Origin of the sequence: Bacillus sp. FSL W7-1034, assembly GCF_038593365.1 — a bacterium.
Classification (GTDB): Bacteria; Bacillota; Bacilli; order Bacillales; family Bacillaceae; genus Bacillus; species Bacillus altitudinis.
This window is the reverse complement of sequence record NZ_CP151989.1, coordinates 3,685,494-3,705,064: the sequence shown is the minus strand read 5'-3', so window position 1 is coordinate 3,705,064 and position 19,571 is coordinate 3,685,494. Positions and strand designations below refer to the sequence as shown.

18 protein-coding genes and 1 other annotated feature are annotated in these 19,571 nt (G+C 39.1%); of the genes, 16 read left to right on the top strand and 2 right to left on the bottom strand.

The features are described 5' to 3' along the window. Position 1 precedes the first annotated feature (1 nt). The 6 genes from walK to NST73_RS19010 all read left to right on the top strand — a co-directional run bounded on the left by walK (position 2) and on the right by NST73_RS19010 (position 6,662). Positions 2-1,840 (top strand): cell wall metabolism sensor histidine kinase WalK, encoded by a 1,839-nt coding sequence (gene walK / locus NST73_RS19035; protein WP_024718465.1) that lies wholly within the window; start codon positions 2-4, stop codon positions 1,838-1,840. Continuing rightward, a complete protein-coding gene (gene yycH / locus NST73_RS19030) occupies positions 1,830-3,209 on the top strand; it encodes a two-component system activity regulator YycH (RefSeq protein WP_024718466.1) in 1,380 nt (459 codons plus the stop codon). Before walK ends, yycH begins: the two co-directional genes overlap by 11 nt. Continuing rightward, a complete protein-coding gene (gene yycI / locus NST73_RS19025) occupies positions 3,196-4,059 on the top strand; it encodes a two-component system regulatory protein YycI (RefSeq protein WP_024718467.1) in 864 nt (287 codons plus the stop codon). The genes yycH and yycI overlap by 14 nt, the downstream gene beginning before the upstream one ends. Positions 4,060-4,065: 6 nt before the next feature. Continuing rightward, positions 4,066-4,860 (top strand): MBL fold metallo-hydrolase, encoded by a 795-nt coding sequence (locus NST73_RS19020; protein ID WP_007497388.1) that lies wholly within the window; start codon positions 4,066-4,068, stop codon positions 4,858-4,860. Positions 4,861-4,941: 81 nt separating this feature from the next. Further along, positions 4,942-6,129: a S1C family serine protease gene (locus tag NST73_RS19015; RefSeq protein WP_024718468.1), complete on the top strand. Its 1,188-nt coding sequence runs from the start codon at positions 4,942-4,944 to the stop codon at positions 6,127-6,129. A 68-nt stretch (positions 6,130-6,197) separates the two neighbouring features. After that, the gene (locus NST73_RS19010; RefSeq protein WP_035704176.1) at positions 6,198-6,662 is read left to right on the top strand and encodes a GNAT family N-acetyltransferase; all 465 of its coding nucleotides are present in this window, start codon (positions 6,198-6,200) and stop codon (positions 6,660-6,662) included. A gap of 39 nt (positions 6,663-6,701) precedes the next feature. On the opposite strand, the gene NST73_RS19005 is transcribed toward NST73_RS19010, so the two are convergent. Both NST73_RS19005 and NST73_RS19000 read right to left on the bottom strand, forming a co-directional pair. Then, positions 6,702-7,583 (bottom strand): ABC transporter ATP-binding protein, encoded by an 882-nt coding sequence (locus NST73_RS19005; protein ID WP_081114435.1) that lies wholly within the window; start codon positions 7,581-7,583, stop codon positions 6,702-6,704. After that, positions 7,584-8,273, bottom strand: a complete 690-nt coding sequence (locus NST73_RS19000; RefSeq protein WP_039164793.1) for an ABC transporter permease subunit — start codon at positions 8,271-8,273, stop codon at positions 7,584-7,586. Positions 8,274-8,465: 192 nt separating this feature from the next. Further along, positions 8,466-8,736 (top strand) — a binding site (T-box leader). A 112-nt stretch (positions 8,737-8,848) separates the two neighbouring features. Between NST73_RS19000 and NST73_RS18995 the strand changes: the two genes are divergently transcribed. From NST73_RS18995 to NST73_RS18950, 10 genes are all read left to right on the top strand, one after another. Beyond that, positions 8,849-9,709 (top strand): S-adenosyl-l-methionine hydroxide adenosyltransferase family protein, encoded by an 861-nt coding sequence (locus NST73_RS18995; RefSeq protein WP_007497378.1) that lies wholly within the window; start codon positions 8,849-8,851, stop codon positions 9,707-9,709. 14 nt (positions 9,710-9,723) lie between these two features. After that, complete coding sequence (locus NST73_RS18990) at positions 9,724-10,281, top strand: ECF-type riboflavin transporter substrate-binding protein (protein WP_041508071.1); 558 nt, start codon at positions 9,724-9,726, stop codon at positions 10,279-10,281. A 19-nt stretch (positions 10,282-10,300) separates the two neighbouring features. Further along, positions 10,301-12,016: an ABC transporter ATP-binding protein gene (locus NST73_RS18985; RefSeq protein ID WP_144680305.1), complete on the top strand. Its 1,716-nt coding sequence runs from the start codon at positions 10,301-10,303 to the stop codon at positions 12,014-12,016. After that, positions 12,007-12,834, top strand: a complete 828-nt coding sequence (locus NST73_RS18980) for an energy-coupling factor transporter transmembrane component T (protein ID WP_024718473.1) — start codon at positions 12,007-12,009, stop codon at positions 12,832-12,834. The genes NST73_RS18985 and NST73_RS18980 overlap by 10 nt, the downstream gene beginning before the upstream one ends. Positions 12,835-12,998: 164 nt before the next feature. Then, complete coding sequence (locus tag NST73_RS18975; RefSeq protein WP_008360116.1) at positions 12,999-13,169, top strand: CxxH/CxxC protein; 171 nt, start codon at positions 12,999-13,001, stop codon at positions 13,167-13,169. A gap of 80 nt (positions 13,170-13,249) precedes the next feature. Further along, positions 13,250-13,729 (top strand): 23S rRNA (pseudouridine(1915)-N(3))-methyltransferase RlmH, encoded by a 480-nt coding sequence (rlmH, locus tag NST73_RS18970; protein WP_024718474.1) that lies wholly within the window; start codon positions 13,250-13,252, stop codon positions 13,727-13,729. A gap of 67 nt (positions 13,730-13,796) precedes the next feature. After that, positions 13,797-15,242: a hypothetical protein gene (locus tag NST73_RS18965; RefSeq protein ID WP_144680300.1), complete on the top strand. Its 1,446-nt coding sequence runs from the start codon at positions 13,797-13,799 to the stop codon at positions 15,240-15,242. Positions 15,243-15,511: 269 nt separating this feature from the next. Beyond that, complete coding sequence (locus NST73_RS18960; protein ID WP_144680298.1) at positions 15,512-16,147, top strand: SLATT domain-containing protein; 636 nt, start codon at positions 15,512-15,514, stop codon at positions 16,145-16,147. Positions 16,148-16,152: 5 nt separating this feature from the next. Next, positions 16,153-17,574, top strand: a complete 1,422-nt coding sequence (locus NST73_RS18955) for an RNA-directed DNA polymerase (protein ID WP_144680296.1) — start codon at positions 16,153-16,155, stop codon at positions 17,572-17,574. A gap of 137 nt (positions 17,575-17,711) precedes the next feature. Continuing rightward, a complete protein-coding gene (locus NST73_RS18950) occupies positions 17,712-19,541 on the top strand; it encodes a hypothetical protein (RefSeq protein ID WP_144680294.1) in 1,830 nt (609 codons plus the stop codon). The last annotated feature ends 30 nt before the right edge of the window (positions 19,542-19,571 follow it).

Below are 19,571 nucleotides of genomic sequence, written 5' to 3'. Positions count from 1 at the left end.
TATGAGTAAAGTAGGTTTTTTTCGCTCGATTCACTTTAAATTGACCTTGATTTATGTGCTGCTGATCATTGTCGCCATGCAGATTATTGGCGTGTACTTTGTGAAGCAGCTAGAGCAGTCCTTAATTAATTCCTATGATAATTCCTTGAATCAGCGAATCTACTCGTTATCGTATTACCTAGAACAAGATTCATCGAAAAGCAAGGCAGAATTAAAAGAGGATGCTCAAAAGATATTAAACGATTTTAACAACAAAGATGAGTCTAATGAAATTTCTGAAGTCAGCTATATTGACGAAAGCAGAGAGGTCATTGCCTCTGTGAATAACGGCAGTCAAGAGATTGCCGGGAAGAAAATCACAGATCAAATCATTAGCCGTATTTTCGCGGTTGGCAAAGACTACGAGAAAAAATTCTATGACCCAGAATCGAATAAACGAGTCCGCATATCAGCGACAGCCGTGAAAAATGAGAACCAAGAAACCGTTGGTGTCATTTATGTGGTCTCATCCATGGAAAGTGTTTTTAACCAAATGCGAACGATCAACACCATTTTGGCGACGGGTACACTCATCGCACTTGGGACGACCGCTCTACTTGGTATATTCATATTCAGAACCATTACACACCCAATTTCGGATATGAGAAAGCAAGCGATCGAGCTCGCCAAAGGGAACTTTTCCAGAAAGGTCCGAAAGTATGGACATGATGAGATTGGTCAGCTAGCGACGACATTTAACCATCTGACGAGAGAGCTGGAGGAAGCGCAGCTGATGACAGAGGGTGAGAGGAAAAAGCTTTCTTCTGTTATCGCCTATATGACCGATGGCGTCATTGCCACGAATCAAAACGGTGCCATTATTCTATTAAACAGCCCGGCACTAGAGCTTTTGAATGTTTCACGTGAAACAGCTCTAGAGATGCCGATCACATCCTTGCTTGGCTTAGAAGAAACTCATACATTTGAAGATTTAGTCGAAAATCAAGACTCCATGTTGCTAGAAATTGAACGTGAAGATCAACTGTCTGTTTTGCGTGTCAATTTCTCAGTGATTCAGAAAGAGCATGGGAAAATTGATGGTTTAATTGCAGTCATTTATGACGTAACCGAGCAGGAAAAAATTGATGCGGAACGTCGTGAATTCGTGGCGAACGTATCGCATGAGCTGCGCACACCGCTTACGACGATGCGAAGCTATCTTGAGGCACTCGCTGAAGGTGCGATTGGTGATAAAGAGCTTGCGCCAAGGTTCCTCAGTGTCACGCAAAATGAAACAGAGCGCATGATTAGACTTGTGAATGACCTGCTCCAGCTGTCTAAGTTCGACAGCAAGGATTATCAATTCAATCGTGAGTGGACGAATTTTATCAGGTTTATCTCGCTCGTCATTGATCGTTTTGAAATGACGAAGGAGCAGCATGTCGATTTCATCCGCAACTTGCCGCAGCGTGAAATATATGTGGAAATTGATCAAGATAAAATCACTCAGGTGCTCGATAATATCATTTCCAATGCTATGAAATACTCGCCAGAGGGTGGACATATTACGTTCACTGTCGATTTGGATGAGGAGCAAAGTCTTGTGTTATTCAGTGTCAAAGATGAAGGAATCGGTATTCCGAAGAAGGATATGGATAAAATCTTTGAACGTTTTTATCGAGTGGATAAGGCAAGAACAAGAAAGCTTGGCGGAACCGGCCTAGGCCTTGCGATTGCAAAAGAAATGGTTCAGGCTCATGGCGGAGATATTTGGGCTGACAGCATTGAAGGAAAAGGAACAACGGTAACCTTTACCCTTCCGTACAATGAAGAACAAGAGGATGATTGGGATGAAGCGTGAGACCTTTAAAACCATTATATTGACAATCCTAATTGCGATCAGTCTTGTGTTTACGTGGAATATTTGGATGTTCCAGCCCGTCATGCAGGATCAGGCGGATGCCGGCACACAGGTCGTGGAAACGAAGAAGATTTCAAGCGACGAGCCTCGGAGTCTCATTGATGTCGTGAAGCCGCGTGAGATGTTCATCCATTCCAATGGAGAGCATTTCAAAGTGGATCAAAAGGAACTCTTCCAAAACTTTTGGAATGATGTGAGCCTGTGGGATGTCAAAGAGATTGCTGATGTGTCGGACCAATATTCCGAGCAGAAATTTAAGAATTTCTTCTATGGACGCGAGGGGCAAGGCAAAACATTGGATCTTGTGTTCAATGATCCGATTCCGATTGATATTTTCCAAGCGCTGTTTAAATGGCCGAATAAATCCATTGAATACAACTCGTTTGACCGGATGATTGTGCCGTTCGCTCAACCGGATAAGGCCAATAAGAAAGTCTATTTGGTTTCATACAGCAAGGAATCGGTGCTTGAGCTAACGATTGAATCTGCCAACTATCGTAATCTGATGGATAGTATTGCAGCCGCTCAAAACGAGATGCCGCGCTATGATCTTTATACTTTCTCTACGAATTCAAAACGAGATTTTCTTCTGCCGCAGAAGCAAAAGCAGCTTGAAGCGAAAATGTTCTTTATCGAAACGATTAAGACAAGCAAATTCAAGGACGCTTTGTTTACAGACCCAAGTCTAGTTGGGGAGGAGTCTAATTTAAACCGGACGGTATATACAGATGGAACGAGTCGTCTTGAAGCAAATCAAAAAGACCACCGCATCCAATATCAGCATCGTAATATCAATTCTAGTACCGTATTCCAAACGGGGGATTTGATCAAGCGAAGCGTGAAATATTTCAATGATACCGGAAGTTTTACCGATAATTATCAATACTTCGGTATTAACAGCAACCAGCAGCTGTCCTTTAATATGTTTATGGATGGACTGCCGATCGTCAACAGCACAAAACATCCATTTGGTATGACATCACTTGAAGTACAATGGGCGAATGATGACATCTTGAGTTATAAGCGTCCAAACTACATTCTCGGCAACAAAGCGAGTCAGAGTGAACAGGTCAAACTGATGAATGGGACAGAGCTGAAAAACTTGATCATCAAGCAGACGAAGTATGATGATTTAGAGAAAATTGAACAGATTTTCCCTGCCTATCAAGCGACATCCACGGCATCAGATCAGGATCAAGCGATGTTTGTCTGGCTAGAGCCGGTATGGTGTATGAAATATAACGGAAAAACCGTCATTTTATCGAATGATTTGCTGACAGAGGGGAGCGAGAATCATGGAGTGGAATAAGACCAAAACGATCTTTATCCTAGCCTTTCTCGTTCTCGATATCTTTCTAGGTTTTCAATACTTTGAAAAGCGATCGACCGATCATTTTGCGATTATCGAAAAAACAGATACGCTGGAAGAAATGAAGGCAGACGGAATCAAATATGGCAATCTATCAGATGAAGCGAAGATTGGATACCGCATTACAGCTGAGAAAAAGCAATATACGAAAAAGGATGTCGACGGATTAGCTGATCAAAAGACGAAAAGCACATTCCCGAAAACCGAGAAAGATGATCCTGTCACCCTGCTTGAAATGACCTTCAATAAACCAGTTGCATTGCCGAAAAAAGATATGAAAACAGCAGCGACCAATCTTGTGAGCCAGCGTTTACTGGATGGCAAGAATTATAAGCTCTGGAGCATCGATGAAGAAACAGGTGAAATCGTCTTTTTCCAAACGTATAAAGGAAAATACATCTTCCAAGAAGGTCTTGATGACACCGAAACCATTGGGAAGATCACATTGGATGTGAACGATCAAAACGAGGTCGTCTCGTATCGGCAGTCGATGGTGACATCGATTAATGAAGTGAGAAAAGAAACCCTTGTCCCGGCGCTTGAAACGGTGAAGGACTTATATACACAAAATATGCTGAGCCAAAACACGACAGTGAAAAAAGTGGAGCTAGGCTACTACACGCAATACCCAGGTGCAAGCACTCAAGTAATGGTTCCTGTATGGCGAGTAGAGATTGAAGGCGTGGCAACTGGTTCAAAGAAAAAGACAGAAGAAGAATATTTGATCAATGCCATTGATGGCTCAACACTTGATCATATAGAGAAAGAAGACAAATCTTCATTGGAGTGAGAGAACATGAGCTTGCAGTTCAGTGTACTAGCGAGCGGAAGTACGGGGAACGCTTTTTATTTAGAAACCGATGAGCATGCTTTTTTAGTAGATGCAGGCTTAAGCGGCAAACAGATGGTGGAGCTGCTTGGTCAAATCGATCGCAAGCCGGAAGACTTGGACGGAATTTTTGTCACACACGAGCACTCAGATCATATTAAAGGACTCGGTGTGATGGCAAGAAAGTACAAGCTTCCTGTCTATGCAAATGCAAAAACATGGAAGGCGATGGAGTCACATATTGGGAAAGTGGATACGGAGCAGAAATTCCACTTTGATATGGAGACGGTTCAATCATTCGGCGGTCTCGATGTTGAATCATTTGGCGTATCACATGATGCGGCAGAGCCCATGTTTTACGTATTCCATTATGGCGGGCGTAAACTTGCCCTTATGACGGATACAGGCTATGTGAGTGACCGGATGAAAGGGATTATTAAATCAGCCAATACGTTCGTATTTGAGAGCAACCATGATGTCGGCATGCTGCAAATGGGGCGCTACCCATGGAGTATTAAACGCAGAATTTTGAGCGATGTCGGACACGTATCCAATGAAGATGCAGCTCTTGCTATGACAGACGTGATTGGAGACGCCACCTCACGCATTTATTTGGCCCACTTGAGTCAAGACAACAACATGAAGGACTTAGCCCGTATGGCGGTCCAGCAGACGCTTGAAATGAAGGGCTTTGTTGTAGGGGACGGCTTTGATTTATATGATACGGACCCGAAAAAAGCAACCCCGCTTTGCGCCGTATGATTTTTACAATCGTATGATTAAGATAAGAGCTTCTTACCAACACTATATACATCATCTATTCACTGAAAGGAAGGAAACATAGTGGATTATCGCGATGTAGAGTGGAAGCCGAGACGAAGCAGAAAAGGATATTTCCTATCTGGTCTGATCGGTGTATTGGTAGGAGCTTTTTTAATGGGATTCTTTTTCCCCTATGTGTCTGGACAAAGCGGCAGCCCCTTTGGCTGGCAGTCAACTGGAGATCAGCAGGCATCAGATGGCCCTTTAAAGACCGTCAATGTGAACGTGAATGATGCGGTCACAAAAGTGGTATCGAGTATGTCGGATACGGTTGTCGGCGTCATTAACATTCAAAAGTCGAGCTTTTGGGAAGAAGGCGGTGAAGCAGGCAGCGGGTCAGGTGTGATTTATAAAAAAAAGGGTGACACCTTTTATATTGTGACCAACCATCATGTCATCAAAGGCGCAAACCAGCTTGAAGTGAGCCTTCAGGACGGGACAAGGATCGGGGCAAATCTTGTCGGCAGTGATCAGCTTATGGATTTAGCGGTACTCACGGTCAAAAGTGATAAGATCAAGAAAACCGCCGCCTTCGGCAATTCAGACCATGTCAAACCAGGTGAGCCTGTCATCGCCATTGGAAATCCATTAGGCCTTGAATTTGCTGGCTCCGTCACACAAGGTGTGATTTCTGGAACGGAGCGTGCGATCCCTGTTGATTCTAATGGTGATGGACAGACGGATTGGAATGCGGAAGTTTTGCAAACGGATGCCGCCATTAATCCTGGGAACAGCGGCGGAGCCTTGATTAATATGGACGGGAAAGTGATCGGCATCAATTCAATGAAGATTGCTGAGTCAGAGGTGGAAGGGATTGGGCTGTCTATTCCTGCGAACCTGGTGATCCCTGTCATAGAGGATTTAGAGCGCTATGGAGAGGTGAAGCGTCCGTACCTTGGTGTTGGGATGAAATCACTAGCAGATATTGCGAGCTATCATTGGCAGGAAACGTTAAAACTGCCATCAAAGGTCACAACCGGAGTCGTCGTGATGAGTGTCGAGCCTTTGTCTCCAGCAGGGAAAGCAGGGTTAAAAGAGCTGGATGTCGTGACGTCGTTTGACGGCAAGGAAGTACAAAATATCGTCGATCTGCGTAAATATCTTTATCAAAAGAAAGTCGGCGACAAGGTAAAGGTGCAATTTTACCGAAGCGGAAAGAAAAAATCAGTCGAGATCAAACTCTCCCAAACCGATCAGTTCGGTGGCTAGCCAGTTCCTATAAGGGACTGGCTTTTTTTACATGCCCGGCATATGATAAAGAAAAGGGGGAGATACGATTGGTCACATTACTACCAATGTCGCAAACAGATTATGACGTCTTGATAGAGAAGGCCATTAAGCGGTACGCAGAAGAAAAGGTACACGCAGGGACATGGAATCAGGAAGAAGCGCAAAAGAACGCAGAGGAACAATTTGACCGGCTGCTTCCTGAAGGACTTCAGACAGAAGATCATGAGTTGTGGAACATCTTACATGGAGAAGAAGCCATTGGATGGGTATGGCTTTGCTATGATCCAGATCATCCCCAGCATGAAGGATTTATTTATAATTTTATTTTGTTTGAAGCGTATCGAGGAAAAGGGTTGGCAAAACAGGCCATGGCGGCATTAGAAGAGCAGGCAAAGTCATTAGGTGTGAAGAAACTATCGCTGCATGTCTTTGCTCATAATCAAATCGCCCGCTCACTTTATGAGAAAACGGGATTTGCTGAGACTGGGATTTACATGAGCAAACCTTTATAAAAAAAGAGAAGTACCGTGCAGTGAGCGTACGGTACTTTTTTATGTGGACATCATGGCATCTTGCGCCGTGACTCGGTATAGGTCGACTTTGCATTTCACAAACGCACGGATGATGGCTGGGACTTGAGCTTCTGAACGAATCAACAATGAGGTCTCGTCATCACTGATCACAAGGTCTGTTCCCACACTTTGTAAGTACTGCGTGAGAACAGGCTTCACCTCATCATCAATCCATGCATGCTTGAAGGTGGCACGAATGGTTGAGGACGTGATGGTTTTCTCTTGAGGATGAGTACTTGAGGACACGACTTTTCCTTCAGATATGAAAGCTGTTTTGGTACAAATAGGTTGGGTGAACCTTGGCTCGTCTGCTGTTAAAAAGACGGTTTTTCCTTCGAATTTTAACGATTCAATCACCCGCTGGATATGTAAGATAGAATCTGCATCAATATCCGCAAAAGGCTCATCAAGTAAAATAAAGTCAGGCCGATGAGCGATGGCCTGAGCCATTCCGAGCCGCTTCTTCATCCCAGGTGTAAAGGCACCGACTTTCTCTTGATGATAACGATGTAAGCCAACAAATTCGAGTAATTCTTCATAATAGCTCGTTTTCTGGCGAGTACCCGTAATTTTCGATAAATAGGCAATATGCTCAATAGCAGTCAGCCCTTCATATAAATCTGTATATTCAGGCAGAACACCGATATGATGACGTACTTTTTTTAACGACGTCATGTTCATCATGATAAACGTGCCAGAGGTGGGGCGGGAGATCCCTGTAATGATATTAAAGAAGGTTGTCTTACCAGCACCCTTCGGTCCAATGAGGCCGAAGATATCCCCTTGATGGATATCAAGATCAATATGATCTATTGCGACTTTTGTCCGATATTTTTTTGTCAGCCCTTTTGTGTGAAGCACTTAGACATCCCTCCTCTGAAACAGTAGTGCAGTTCCAACGAGTAAGACAACAGTCAATGCGGCATTCATCAGCACATAGGTCAGCGGTTCACTCCAGCGCGCATAATAATAAGGCGTCACGTATTGGAACCAGTGAATCAACCGTTCTGAAGAAAGAACAGACATCATGCTCATGATTGGAAATAGAAAGGAAAACAACATGCCAACAAACATCGATTTCTGTGGTGTTGGAAAGAGCATGGACAAAAATAAAGCACAGGAGATGCCGACACTGATAAACGTTAATATTTTTAAGGCATCAGAGAACAGAAAACGATGTGAAATCACCATATTTAATATATATGTGGTCATAATGCAACTGAGCCAAAACAGCATCAGTCCAAGATATTTCCCGATGACAATGTTTAAACGGGTCGTTTTGCTGACGAGAAAACGAATGGTTTTCAAATGAATTTCGCGGCTCAAAATATCATGAGATAATAAAAAAATAAGGAAGAAACCAAATAACGACATTACTAGTTCATTCCCAATGGAATAGGGGTCTTTTGCCTGTTCCCACTTCCCTTGATAAGCAGCTATAAATGGAAGACTTGATACAAAAGTAGATAAAATGAAAATAATAACAATTGTTAAGATGGATTTTGTGCTTTTGAAGAGCTGCTTAAATTCATTCATACAGATGGTCCACACACACTGTACCTCCCTTCATCTTTATTATACCGCTAGAAAAGAAAGACACCATATCTCGCTCTTTAACATTTGCTTAAATTTTATAAAAAAGAAGACTCTTCCAAAACAGTTAACTCATTTTTAAAAATGTTCAGAAAAATATCTTGATTTATCAAAAAACATCATGTATGATAGCTTTAATTCAAGATAGTTAAACAGGCAATGACGAGAGAAAGTACAATCATCAATTTTTCCACAGAGAGCTTCGGCAGCTGAAAAGAAGCAAAAATAATGATTCGAAAAATGGTCTCTGAGCCTCGTGCTGAACATATCCATGATATTAGTAGGTGACGACGAGAGTTGGTACTCGTTATCAAAACCACAGTATATGAGCCAAATTGGAGCTTTGTACTTGTAGAGGCTGTTTAGCGCGAGCAAACAGTAAATAAAGGTGGTACCACGAGACAAATACCTCGTCCTTATGATTCATAGATAAGGATGGGGTATTTTTTATTGTCCACTTTTTTTTCATACAAATGTTCAAATGTTCCACGTGAAACACCACAACCATTTTTTCAAATGAAAGGGAGATTAACATGAGTGAACATGCATTGGTTTTGCAATCAGATTTCGGTATTGATGATGGAGCGGTCAGCGCAATGTACGGCGTAGCCAATACAGTGAGCAGCGGCATCCGCATTTTTGATTTAACTCACAACATTCCCCAATACGACATTTGGGAAGCGTCTTATCGCTTGCTTCAGACGGTCACATATTGGCCGGAAGAAACGGTATTTGTCTCCGTTGTTGATCCAGGCGTTGGATCAGAGCGAAAGAGCCTTGTCGTCAAAACAACAAGCTCACACTACATCATCACACCTGATAATGGGACACTTACGCATGTCGCACAGGATATTGGCATCGTGGAGGCTCGGTATTTAGATGAAACCATCAACCGCCTGCCGAAGTCAGGTAAATCACATACGTTCCATGGAAGAGACATTTACGCCTATACAGGCGCGAGAATTGCTTCAGGTGTGATTTCTTTTGAAGAAGTCGGGCCAAAGGCGAATATAGAGGACATTATTCACCTTCCAGTCGTACAAGCTTATGCGGAAGAAGAAGTGATCACAGGGACGATTGATATTTTAGATGTGCGGTTCGGAAACCTATGGACAAACATTCATCATACGTTATTTGAACAGCTTTCAATCAATTATGGGGATGCAATAGAAGTTACCATTGCCAACGGGCCAAAAAATGTGTATAAAAATATCATGACCTATGGACGATCTTTTGCCGATTTAAAGGTAGGCGAACCACTCGTATATGTCAATTCACTCGATCATTTAGGCGTGGCGATCAATCAAGGGTCATTTGCAAAGGCTTATAACATCGGTACAGGCACAGGCTGGCGCCTTTCGATTCGCAAAGCTCCGCGCATTATATATGAATAAGAGGAGGAAACATCATGGCAGGTAAACAACTTTCAACGAAAACTGTCGTTGCCATCGGAATTGGCGCAGCCGTCTTTGTCATTTTAGGACGCTTCGTCTCCATTCCAACTGGGATTCCGAATACACAAATTGAAACATCGTACGCGTTCCTTGCATTAATGGCCGTGCTATTTGGTCCTGTTGCAGGCGCATTGATTGGATTTATTGGCCATCTCATTAAAGATGCCACCACATTTGGACCTTGGTGGAGCTGGATTATCGTTTCGGGTGTTGTTGGTTTATTGATTGGCCTCATTTCGAACCGTTTAAAAGTAGAAGAGGGCGACTTTGGCTGGAAAAAAATCACACTCTTCAACGCCGTCCAAGCCGGCGCACAAGCATTAGGCTGGTTTGTCATTGCGCCGGTACTCGACATTGTGATCTATGCAGAACCTGCAAATAAAGTGTTTGTTCAAGGCATCGTAGCAGGAATCTCAAACATCATCACAGTCGGTGTACTAGGCACCATCATCATTGCGGCTTATGCGAAAACAAGAAGCAAAAGCGGCAGTCTATCGAAAGAAACATCATGAAGCAAGGTGGAGCACATAAATGAAGAAACCGATGATTCAATTCGAACATTTCGGATTCAAGTATCGCAGTCAGGCAGAACCAACATTGAAAGATATCAACCTGACCATCTATGAAGGAGAAAAAGTCCTCATCGCAGGCCCGTCTGGATCGGGAAAAAGCACACTAGCCCATTGTATCAATGGGCTAGTTCCTGCGTCTTATAAAGGTTCTATGGAAGGAAGTCTTCACATCGGCGGGAAAAATGCAGAGAAAGAGAACATTTTCTCCCTCTCACAGCTCGTCGGAACGGTGCTGCAAGATCCTGATGGACAATTTATCGGGCTGACTGTAGGAGAAGATATCGCGTTCACACTTGAAAATGATCAAGTCACACGCGAAGAAATGAAAACACGTGTCGAGAAAGCGGCAAAATTAACAGAGGTAGATGGTAAGCTGGCATCGTCTGTCCATGAGCTGTCAGGCGGTCAAAAACAACGTGTCGCCATCGCAGGCGTACTTGTCAACGATGTCGACATTTTGCTGTTTGATGAACCACTGGCAAGCCTTGATCCCGCAACAGGTAAAGAAGTGATCGATCTCATTGACCGTCTGCAAAAAGAAACGAAAAAAACGGTCGTGATGGTGGAACATCGATTGGAAGACGTCCTCTTCCGCCATGTAGACCGCATCATCGTTGTCAATGATGGCACGATTGCAGCGGATATGACACCAGATGAATTGCTCGCCTCAAATGTATTAGAAGCGGCGTATTTACGTGAGCCTTTATATGTGAGAGCGATGAAATATGCAGGCATTCCGATTGCAGCAGGAGATCTGATCGCTAATTTACAGCATCTCACCTTAAATGACGAGGCAAAAGAGAAAATCGAGCAATGGATGGAAGCATCTGAGCCATCAGTCGAGCAGAATGCAGCGCCGGATTTACTAGAAGTGCGTGAGCTGAGCTTTGATTATCCGACAAGACCAAACACGCTGAGCAACATCTCTTTTACCGTCAAAAAAGGAGAAATGATCAGCATCGCCGGTGCCAATGGCGCAGGCAAGACGACACTATCCAAGGTGCTCTGCGCATTTGAAAAGCCAACAAAAGGGACAATCCTTTTAAATGGCGATGACATCACAGGAGACACCATCAAACAGCGCTCCGAACGAATCGGTGTCGTCATGCAAAACCCAAATCAAATGATTTCGAAACAAATGATTTTTGATGAAGTCGCACTCGGTCTCGTTTTAAGAGGTGTACAGGAAGACGACATCAAGGATCGTGTAGAGCGAGTCCTGAAAGTGTGCGGGCTGTATCCATTTCGGAACTGGCCGATCTCAGCCCTCAGCTTTGGACAGAAAAAGCGCGTCACCATTGCATCCATTCTTGTGTTAGAGCCAGAAATCATCATTTTAGATGAGCCAACGGCCGGTCAAGATTTTAGACATTACACAGAGATGATGACGTTTTTAGAGCAATTAAATCAGCAGGGCGTCACGATTTTGATGATCACCCATGATATGCATCTCATGCTCGAATACACGACAAGAACCATCGTCATTTCAGATGGAGAAAAAATCGCAGATGATACACCAGCCAAAGTGCTGACAGATCAGTTGCTAGTCCAAAAGGCGAGCTTAAAAGAAACGTCGCTGTATGAACTGGCGCTAAAAGCAGACTGGCCAAATCCAAATGAACTCGTGGATCGCTTCATTGAGGTTGACAGAAAGGAACGAATGACATGGCTGTAGACATGCTGTCTTATATCGATCGCCCATCGCCAATTCACCGGCTGACAGGGGCAACCAAACTCATTTGCTTTATCCTCTGGTCATCCGCAGCGATGCTCACATATGATACAGGCGTATTAGTGTTTATGCTAGTTGCCAGTATCGTGTTCTTTCAGCTATCAAACGTACGATTTCGTGATATCTCTTTCGTAGTGATTGTCTTGGCGATTTTTCTTGTCATCAATAACATCGCCATTTACGTCTTTGCGCCTCAGCAAGGTGTCGCCATCTATGGAGCGAAGCACGAGCTGTTTCACATTGCAGGCTGGTATAATGTCACACTTGAACAGCTTTTCTATCAATTGAACATTACACTGAAATACGTGACCGTGATGCCAGCAGCGCTTTTGTTTATCGTGACAACAAATCCAAGTGAATTCGCCTCATCGCTCAGCCGAATCGGGGTCAGCTACCGGATTTCGTATGCGGTAGCGATTGCTCTGCGCTACATCCCAGATATTCAGCGTGATTTTCGAACGATTGCCATTTCTCAGCAAGCAAGAGGCATTGATTTATCGAAGAATGAAAAACTGGGAAAACGGATTAAAAATGCGCTGTCGATTGTGATGCCGCTGATTTTCTCCAGCCTAGAGCGGATTGAAACGATCAGCAATGCGATGGAACTGCGCGGGTTTGGAAAGCATAAAAAGCGCACATGGTTTACGGCGAAAGACTTTCAAAAAGCAGATTATGCGGCGTTAATCTTTGTTGGAGCGGTACTGATTGTGTCGCTAGTGATTACATTTGTTAGAGGAACGAGATTTTACAATCCGTTTTGATAGAAGGAAGCCTTCACAGGAGTGGAGGCTTTTTTATTTGGTTTGTGGATAAAAGGTGTGGAAAATGGTAAAAGACTATTAACATGTGAATAAATCGGTTATATTGAACAATGAGCGAAACAAATGTGAATAACCAAACAACATATTGGAGGAATTAGAAACTTATGAACAAATCACTTTATGCTTGTGCAGAACATATAGAAACCGTACTAGACATGTACATAGATGATCACGAAACACCGCCAGAATTCAGAAAAATCGAACATACACACAGCTTATCCACAACCTGTGAATTGTGCGATGAACCTGCAATATATATAGTGGGGAACGAATGATCGGACACAAAATACACAAATTTTATCCACAATTGTTGATAACTTATATGAATAACTTGTTCTTAAGGTGGGGATGACCTGTGAATATATCAATTATCACAGTAGGAAAACTAAAAGAGAAATATTTAAAGCAAGGCATAGCCGAATACACAAAACGATTACAGGCATACGCAAAAATCGAGATCATTGAGCTCGCAGACGAAAAAGCACCGGAGAATCTCAGCGAGCAAGACATGAAAATCATCAAAGACAAAGAAGGCGAACGCATCCTAAGCAAAATCAACCCAGACGCCCACGTCATCGCCCTCGCCATCGAAGGAAAAATGAAAAGTTCCGAAGAATTAGCCGATACAATAGATAAGCTGGCAACATACGGAAAAAGTAAGGTGTGTTTTGTCATAGGCGGATCCCTTGGGTTAAGCGATGCTGTGATGCAGCGTGCGAATGAGAAACTGTCGTTTTCGAGGATGACGTTCCCGCATCAGTTGATGAGGCTGGTGTTGGTGGAGCAGGTTTATCGGGCGTTTCGGATTGTGCGGGGGGAGCCTTATCATAAGTGAATGAGGTTTTTGAAGAAATATATATATAATCTGATGTAATAGAGTTCTTATTATAAGGGGGATGAATATGGAACATGATATTCGTTTGAAAATTATAGATTTGAATTTGGGTTTTAAAATACTAAAGAAATTTGAAGATAATTGGATTTATATAAAGATGGTATCACATACTTCTAAAAACTCGAGTAATTGTGCCTATTTTAAATTTAAGCTGAAGGATCTTATGCTCTTAGATGATGATATATTTTTATATGGGAATGAGGATGAGGATAGGCTGTATTTAAACAAAAGCGGAATTGTTCAAACTGAATGTTCCCCTGAAGAAGATGAAATTCTTTTTATAATAGCCTCCTCCGATGGAATTATAGAGGTATTTATAAAAAAATATCTTCCTATCTTAAACGTTAGATTAGATGAACTAACTAATCCTAGTAAAAATATAATTATTACAGAAGGACAAACAGACTGGAGACATTTAAAATATGCTTTAAAAAAGTTAAATGGAAATGACATGTTTGAAAGCTTAGATATTGAATTTTTTGAACCTGATAAAAAAACTCAGATGGGTAACGATAAATTAAAAAAAATTCGTGATTATCATGCTTTATTGGAGAATGAATATTGTAAAATATTTATTTTTGATAGAGATGCTGATGATATTAATAGTGAATTTGGAGATGCTGAAGTATTATATCATGGGAACAATGTGTATTCTATGTTGTTACCAGTACCAGAGCACCGTAAAGACACACCATATATTAGTATCGAACATTATTATTTCGATAAGGATTTATTTAGAGAAGATATTAATGGAAGAAGACTATATATGGTAAAAGAATTCGATAAAATTACAAAAAAACATCTACTAATTCCTAATTTATATGCACTTAAAATAAATAAAGAGTCTAGTGATATAGGTATTTTAGATTTTAAAATTATGAAGTATGAAGAACAAGAAGAGGACTTATCCAAAGTAGCTAAAGATGGACAAAATATTGCATTAAGTAAAAGCAATTTTATTAAACATATTGAAAATGAAGAATTTAAGGGAGTTAATGTAGCGGCATTTTCATCAGTATTTACAATGATTGAAGATATATTACAAGATTATTTACAAAATAAAGCTGGAGAAATAGAGATAAGTAAGGGTGTGTATTTAAAAAAGTATCCTACAGGATTAAGTACATTATCTTTATTTGCAGAGGCTCCAAAAGAATTATTAACTCTTTATAAAGGTACAAATCTAGTAACCGTTGGACCTGTAGTACTAGAAAATCATAATAAATTGATACTCGAAATTAAGGCTTTGATTAATGAAGAATGGCATCAGATTATACAATTTCCTTTAGATATTACTCCCTACTTAGTGGATTTTATAATGAAGAAAAATAAGAATAGATATAATCGTATAGAGCTTCATTTGTTTAGCCCTGATAGAGCAATAAGTTCTTCAAGAGAAATCTTAAAAGATGACATCTCTGGAACTATTCTATTAAGAGCGCTAAATTTGTAAAAAAATTCGTTAAATATATAGGTAGTTTAGACCCAAAAAAGTAAAATATTTTTTTTAGACTTTAAAAAAATGCTCAAGAGCCTTTTAAAAATGTATTAAAGGGCGAGAGTTTTATAATATAAAGTGTTGAGCAGTGACTATCATTCGTGTTAGGAGCTGCTTTTAGATAAAACCTCACTTAGGTGCATTACGGAGAGCCTTATCATAAGTAAAATCAAATCGTTAGTATTAATATATATAGTATTTTATATTAAGAAAGGAGCGGAATTGTGAAGAAGGAGTACAAAAATATAACTATAATATCAGAGATAGAAACAAAAATTAATACTTTAAATAGAACTAGAAATAATAGAATAGAAATGAGTAAACGTTTAAAGAAGTATAGTGACAAATGGAAAATAATTTTTTTCTGGTTAAACATTGAAGCGGTAATATTTGTGTTATTGTCTCTTGGAGGAAAGGAAGTAGAACCTAGTTTTTCAAATAGTGGTTTTAGCTTAATTGCTGGAGTTTTCTCGATTTACGTAATCCTATTACAATACTATGTAAATGAGTTGAATTATAATGAGAGGGCTTTAAAAACACACTATCATCAATTAGATATAGAAGACTTAATTTTAAAGTTAAAAAAGTTGTTTTTAGAAAAGAATAATAGTAATAGTGATGACAAGTCATTAATAGAGAGATTTGATATTATTATGTTTGAGTATCAGTCAATACTTAAGAATAACGAAAATCATGATTCTGTTGATGATGCAAAACATAGATTTAATAAAATAATAGAAGATAAAGAATTTAAGAAAAAGAAAATAAAAGATTTTACAGTAGACAACATTTTATTACATGTTAATATGGCCATACTCTTATTTCCTATAGTTATTATTTATATTTATTTTCTAAAGTGAGTGATATGATGGAACTAATTGAGCTTACATATAAGTATATATTATCAATGTCCGAATCTAAAAAATATAATCCACAAACTATTGCTATTACCAATTACTTTGATAAACATAGTTTCTCGGCTATTAAAATTGAATTAGAAAGAGATGTTAAAGATTTTTGTGAAAATAATTACCCTTTTAAAGCAAGAGATTTTATTTATAAGAACGATTATTTTACACCTAGAAATATGTATTTGATAAGTCCAATATACTATACCTATTATACTTATATTGTTTTTAGAATAGCCAAATTGTTTTTAGATGAAGATACTAAATTAGATTTCTCAAAAGAACGAATGAAGATATTTTATTCAGGATTTTTAGACATAAGTTCTAATCATTCGGATGTCAAACAAAATGCTAGATTTAATAAAAGTTATAGCAGTTTTCAAAAAGAGAGAGAGAGATACTTTGATTTTCCCGTGTTAAAAATAGATTTACAGGATTTTTTTAACTCGATTAAATTAAAATCGTTGATAAATAAATTAAAAACGTTACTAGGAGAAAATAAGATTATTGATGATTTGAGTTATTTTCTTAATTTTTGTGGATTTGATTGTTTACCACAATTTCATTATTCAATAGGTTCATCAATATTATCTCAAGTATATTTGCAAGACTTTGATTCAAAAATAGAGAAAATAGCTTCAAGAGAAAACATAAATCTAATTAGATTTGTTGATGATATGTATTTTATTTATTTAGATGGTGAGATGGACTATAAAAGAAATAATAACTTGCTTAATGAAATAAGCTATTTACTATGGAATGAAGAGTTAGTGTTAAATTCCTCGAAAACAAAATTCTTAAGTCCAGAAGAATATAAAAATACAGTTGAAGTAATTGGCTTTGACTATGGTGAAGAAATGGTATCCTTCACTAGTGAAAAAATTATAGATAAAAGAACTAAAGAAATAATTAATAATGGTAACTTAATTCAATTAGTTAATAAATTATGTAGATTAGAAGAAGAGAGCGGTATAGATTTGAAAAGGTACAAGGAAATATTAGATGAATACATATCAATTGAAGGCGAAGATAATAGAAAAATATTAAATAATATTATTTTCTCTGGTAAATGGAAAGTGTTAAGTGATAAAGAGTTAAAGAATTTAGTTGAAAACTGGAGATATATTCAATTCAATCCATCTCAATTTACCGTCTTATATGTATTAATTTGTCGGCATTTAGAAAGAAAAAATGTCATAAACGGATCGAAAATAAAGTTGATTTTAAACTATTTATTAAATAATAGTAACTTTACATTTCGTGATACATTAGTAGCGGTTGCATATTTATTTCAGAATAAAAATAAACATAGTGATTTATTAAATAAGATCGAAATAGTTAATGTGGATTTTGTTAAATTTGTTAAAAAATATGTATGAAGGAGTTAATTAGTAATGATTCTGGGAGTTATAAAATAAAAGTGAAGCTTTATTTAAGTAATTAATATTGAATTATTATTTCAGTATTTGACAATGAACATATATAAGGACATATTGCGTTCTTAAAGGAGACTTTCATGGGTTTCAAAGCTGACTTTAAACATGAAATACGTAACGTAATAAAAGATGTAGAAAAAGAAATAAATAAAACATGGAAAATTGAATATAAAGGGCATTCTATAGAAATTACAAACCAAATAAAAGAAGAGCAACTAATCATTGATGGTGTGACAGTTGATAAAAAACAACGAAAAAGTTTATTGACTCATATGATCCCTTATTCAAAATTGTCAGGGATATTGGAGCTTCAAGATGGTACGCAACACAAAGTGTCCGTTAAACTTGGTGGGTATGTACGATTTCGTTGTATGGTGAAGGTAGATCATGAAACGGTTTTAGATGAATCAATGAAGATAGACTTTCTCCCATGGGATCATAAAGAGAAAATCGTTCCCTTTATTCAACAACAAATTCAATCACATCATAAAATAGTAGACGACCGTTTACCCGATGAAGATTATTTATTTGACGAAAATGAACCACGATTGGCTCCCGGTTTATCTGATTATTATGTAGATGAACGACCTGCTCCTTTTTATGTGAAGAAACTATTGAAGCTTTTTGAAAAACAACTCAATCATCCTACAAACGAAACGAGAAAAAAAACATATGAAAAAATCATTTCTAACAATATGGCGAGTCGCAACAGTGAGCTAATTGAACGATTTCAGCAAACACAATGGGATGAATCCCGTGTACAGCAAGAAGCGTTATGGCTTCTTGAACATGCGGCACATCGGGAGGTCGTCAAATTTGCAGTCATGATACTGGGATGTACAAACTGTGAAAAATACAAAGAGCTTTTATTCACAATAGGTATGCATGAAGAATTTACTTCTTATGTCGTGTTTGCATTGAAGAATGGCACAATTCAAGGAAACGAACATGTTTGGCGTCTTGCAAAGTCCGTCGATGGATGGGGAAAGATTTCGGCTGTTGAGCAATTGGAAGCCTCGACACCAGAAATAAAACGATGGCTACTAACAAAGGGCTGCGAAAATACAATCATGAATGAATACTTAGCTTATACTTGTGCTCTTAATGGTGATCTGGAAACAGCTTTATCAGAAGATGAAATTTCCAAAGAAATATACGATGGAGCGAGTCTCATCATTCAAGCGTTATTAGAAGATGAGGTTTCTATCTACGGAATCGATGAGTATTCAAATGCAAGCTCAGTTCTCTGCCGATTTATTCACCATGCTCATAAGCACTGCCAAACAATTGAGGACTTTTATTCAATATTGAAAATAAATGAGTTTTTAAATGATGAACAAGAGATTTGGGAAGACCGATTGAATGCTTCATGGAAACAGGACGATTATAAGGCTATCCAGGAAGCTGTTCAACCGTTTATCAATGACAGTAGATGGCCAAAGCTTGCAACCGATTCGTTACAACAGGGTTTTAGCTCCCAAGCACTTGAAATCGCTCTCTTTTATCGTTTAGATGTGATTGAGCATCTATTTGCTTTACTTGAGAAAGATCCGACAAATAGTGAAATATACTTTGCTGTGATGGACACAAATCATCACCAGCATATTAGAGAGCTTTGTACATTTGCAGAAACACATTTATCGTTATCAAACCTCTCAGATGATGAAGTGGCTTGTCTACAATATATTGTGCAAGATTTATATGAACACGACGGTGTAGGATTACCATTGATTCAAGCTGCACTTAGATCAAATGATGGAAATTTACAGTATCATGCTTTAAGTGTATTAAAGGAATGGCCTCCTTCGTATGCGCAGAAAGCGGCCACAAGGGAATTGATTGAACATATTGCCGTGAAGACAAAGGATAAAGAAGATCGAAAGTTAGCCAAATACTTATTAAAGAAATAGGATTCGGTTTACCTTCGCACTACGAAAATA

Bases quoted from the DNA above. Each gene is read 5' to 3' on its own strand.
- walK (WP_024718465.1), top strand. From the start codon at position 2: ATGAGTAAAGTAGGTTTTTTTCGCTCGATTCACTTTAAATTGACCTTG.
- yycH (WP_024718466.1), top strand. From the start codon at position 1,830: ATGAAGCGTGAGACCTTTAAAACCATTATATTGACAATCCTAATTGCG.
- yycI (WP_024718467.1), top strand. From the start codon at position 3,196: ATGGAGTGGAATAAGACCAAAACGATCTTTATCCTAGCCTTTCTCGTT.
- NST73_RS19020 (WP_007497388.1), top strand. From the start codon at position 4,066: ATGAGCTTGCAGTTCAGTGTACTAGCGAGCGGAAGTACGGGGAACGCT.
- NST73_RS18995 (WP_007497378.1), top strand. From the start codon at position 8,849: ATGAGTGAACATGCATTGGTTTTGCAATCAGATTTCGGTATTGATGAT.
- NST73_RS18990 (WP_041508071.1), top strand. From the start codon at position 9,724: ATGGCAGGTAAACAACTTTCAACGAAAACTGTCGTTGCCATCGGAATT.
- NST73_RS18985 (WP_144680305.1), top strand. From the start codon at position 10,301: ATGAAGAAACCGATGATTCAATTCGAACATTTCGGATTCAAGTATCGC.
- NST73_RS18980 (WP_024718473.1), top strand. From the start codon at position 12,007: ATGGCTGTAGACATGCTGTCTTATATCGATCGCCCATCGCCAATTCAC.
- NST73_RS18975 (WP_008360116.1), top strand. From the start codon at position 12,999: ATGAACAAATCACTTTATGCTTGTGCAGAACATATAGAAACCGTACTA.
- NST73_RS18965 (WP_144680300.1), top strand. From the start codon at position 13,797: ATGGAACATGATATTCGTTTGAAAATTATAGATTTGAATTTGGGTTTT.
- NST73_RS18955 (WP_144680296.1), top strand. From the start codon at position 16,153: ATGATGGAACTAATTGAGCTTACATATAAGTATATATTATCAATGTCC.
- NST73_RS18950 (WP_144680294.1), top strand. From the start codon at position 17,712: ATGGGTTTCAAAGCTGACTTTAAACATGAAATACGTAACGTAATAAAA.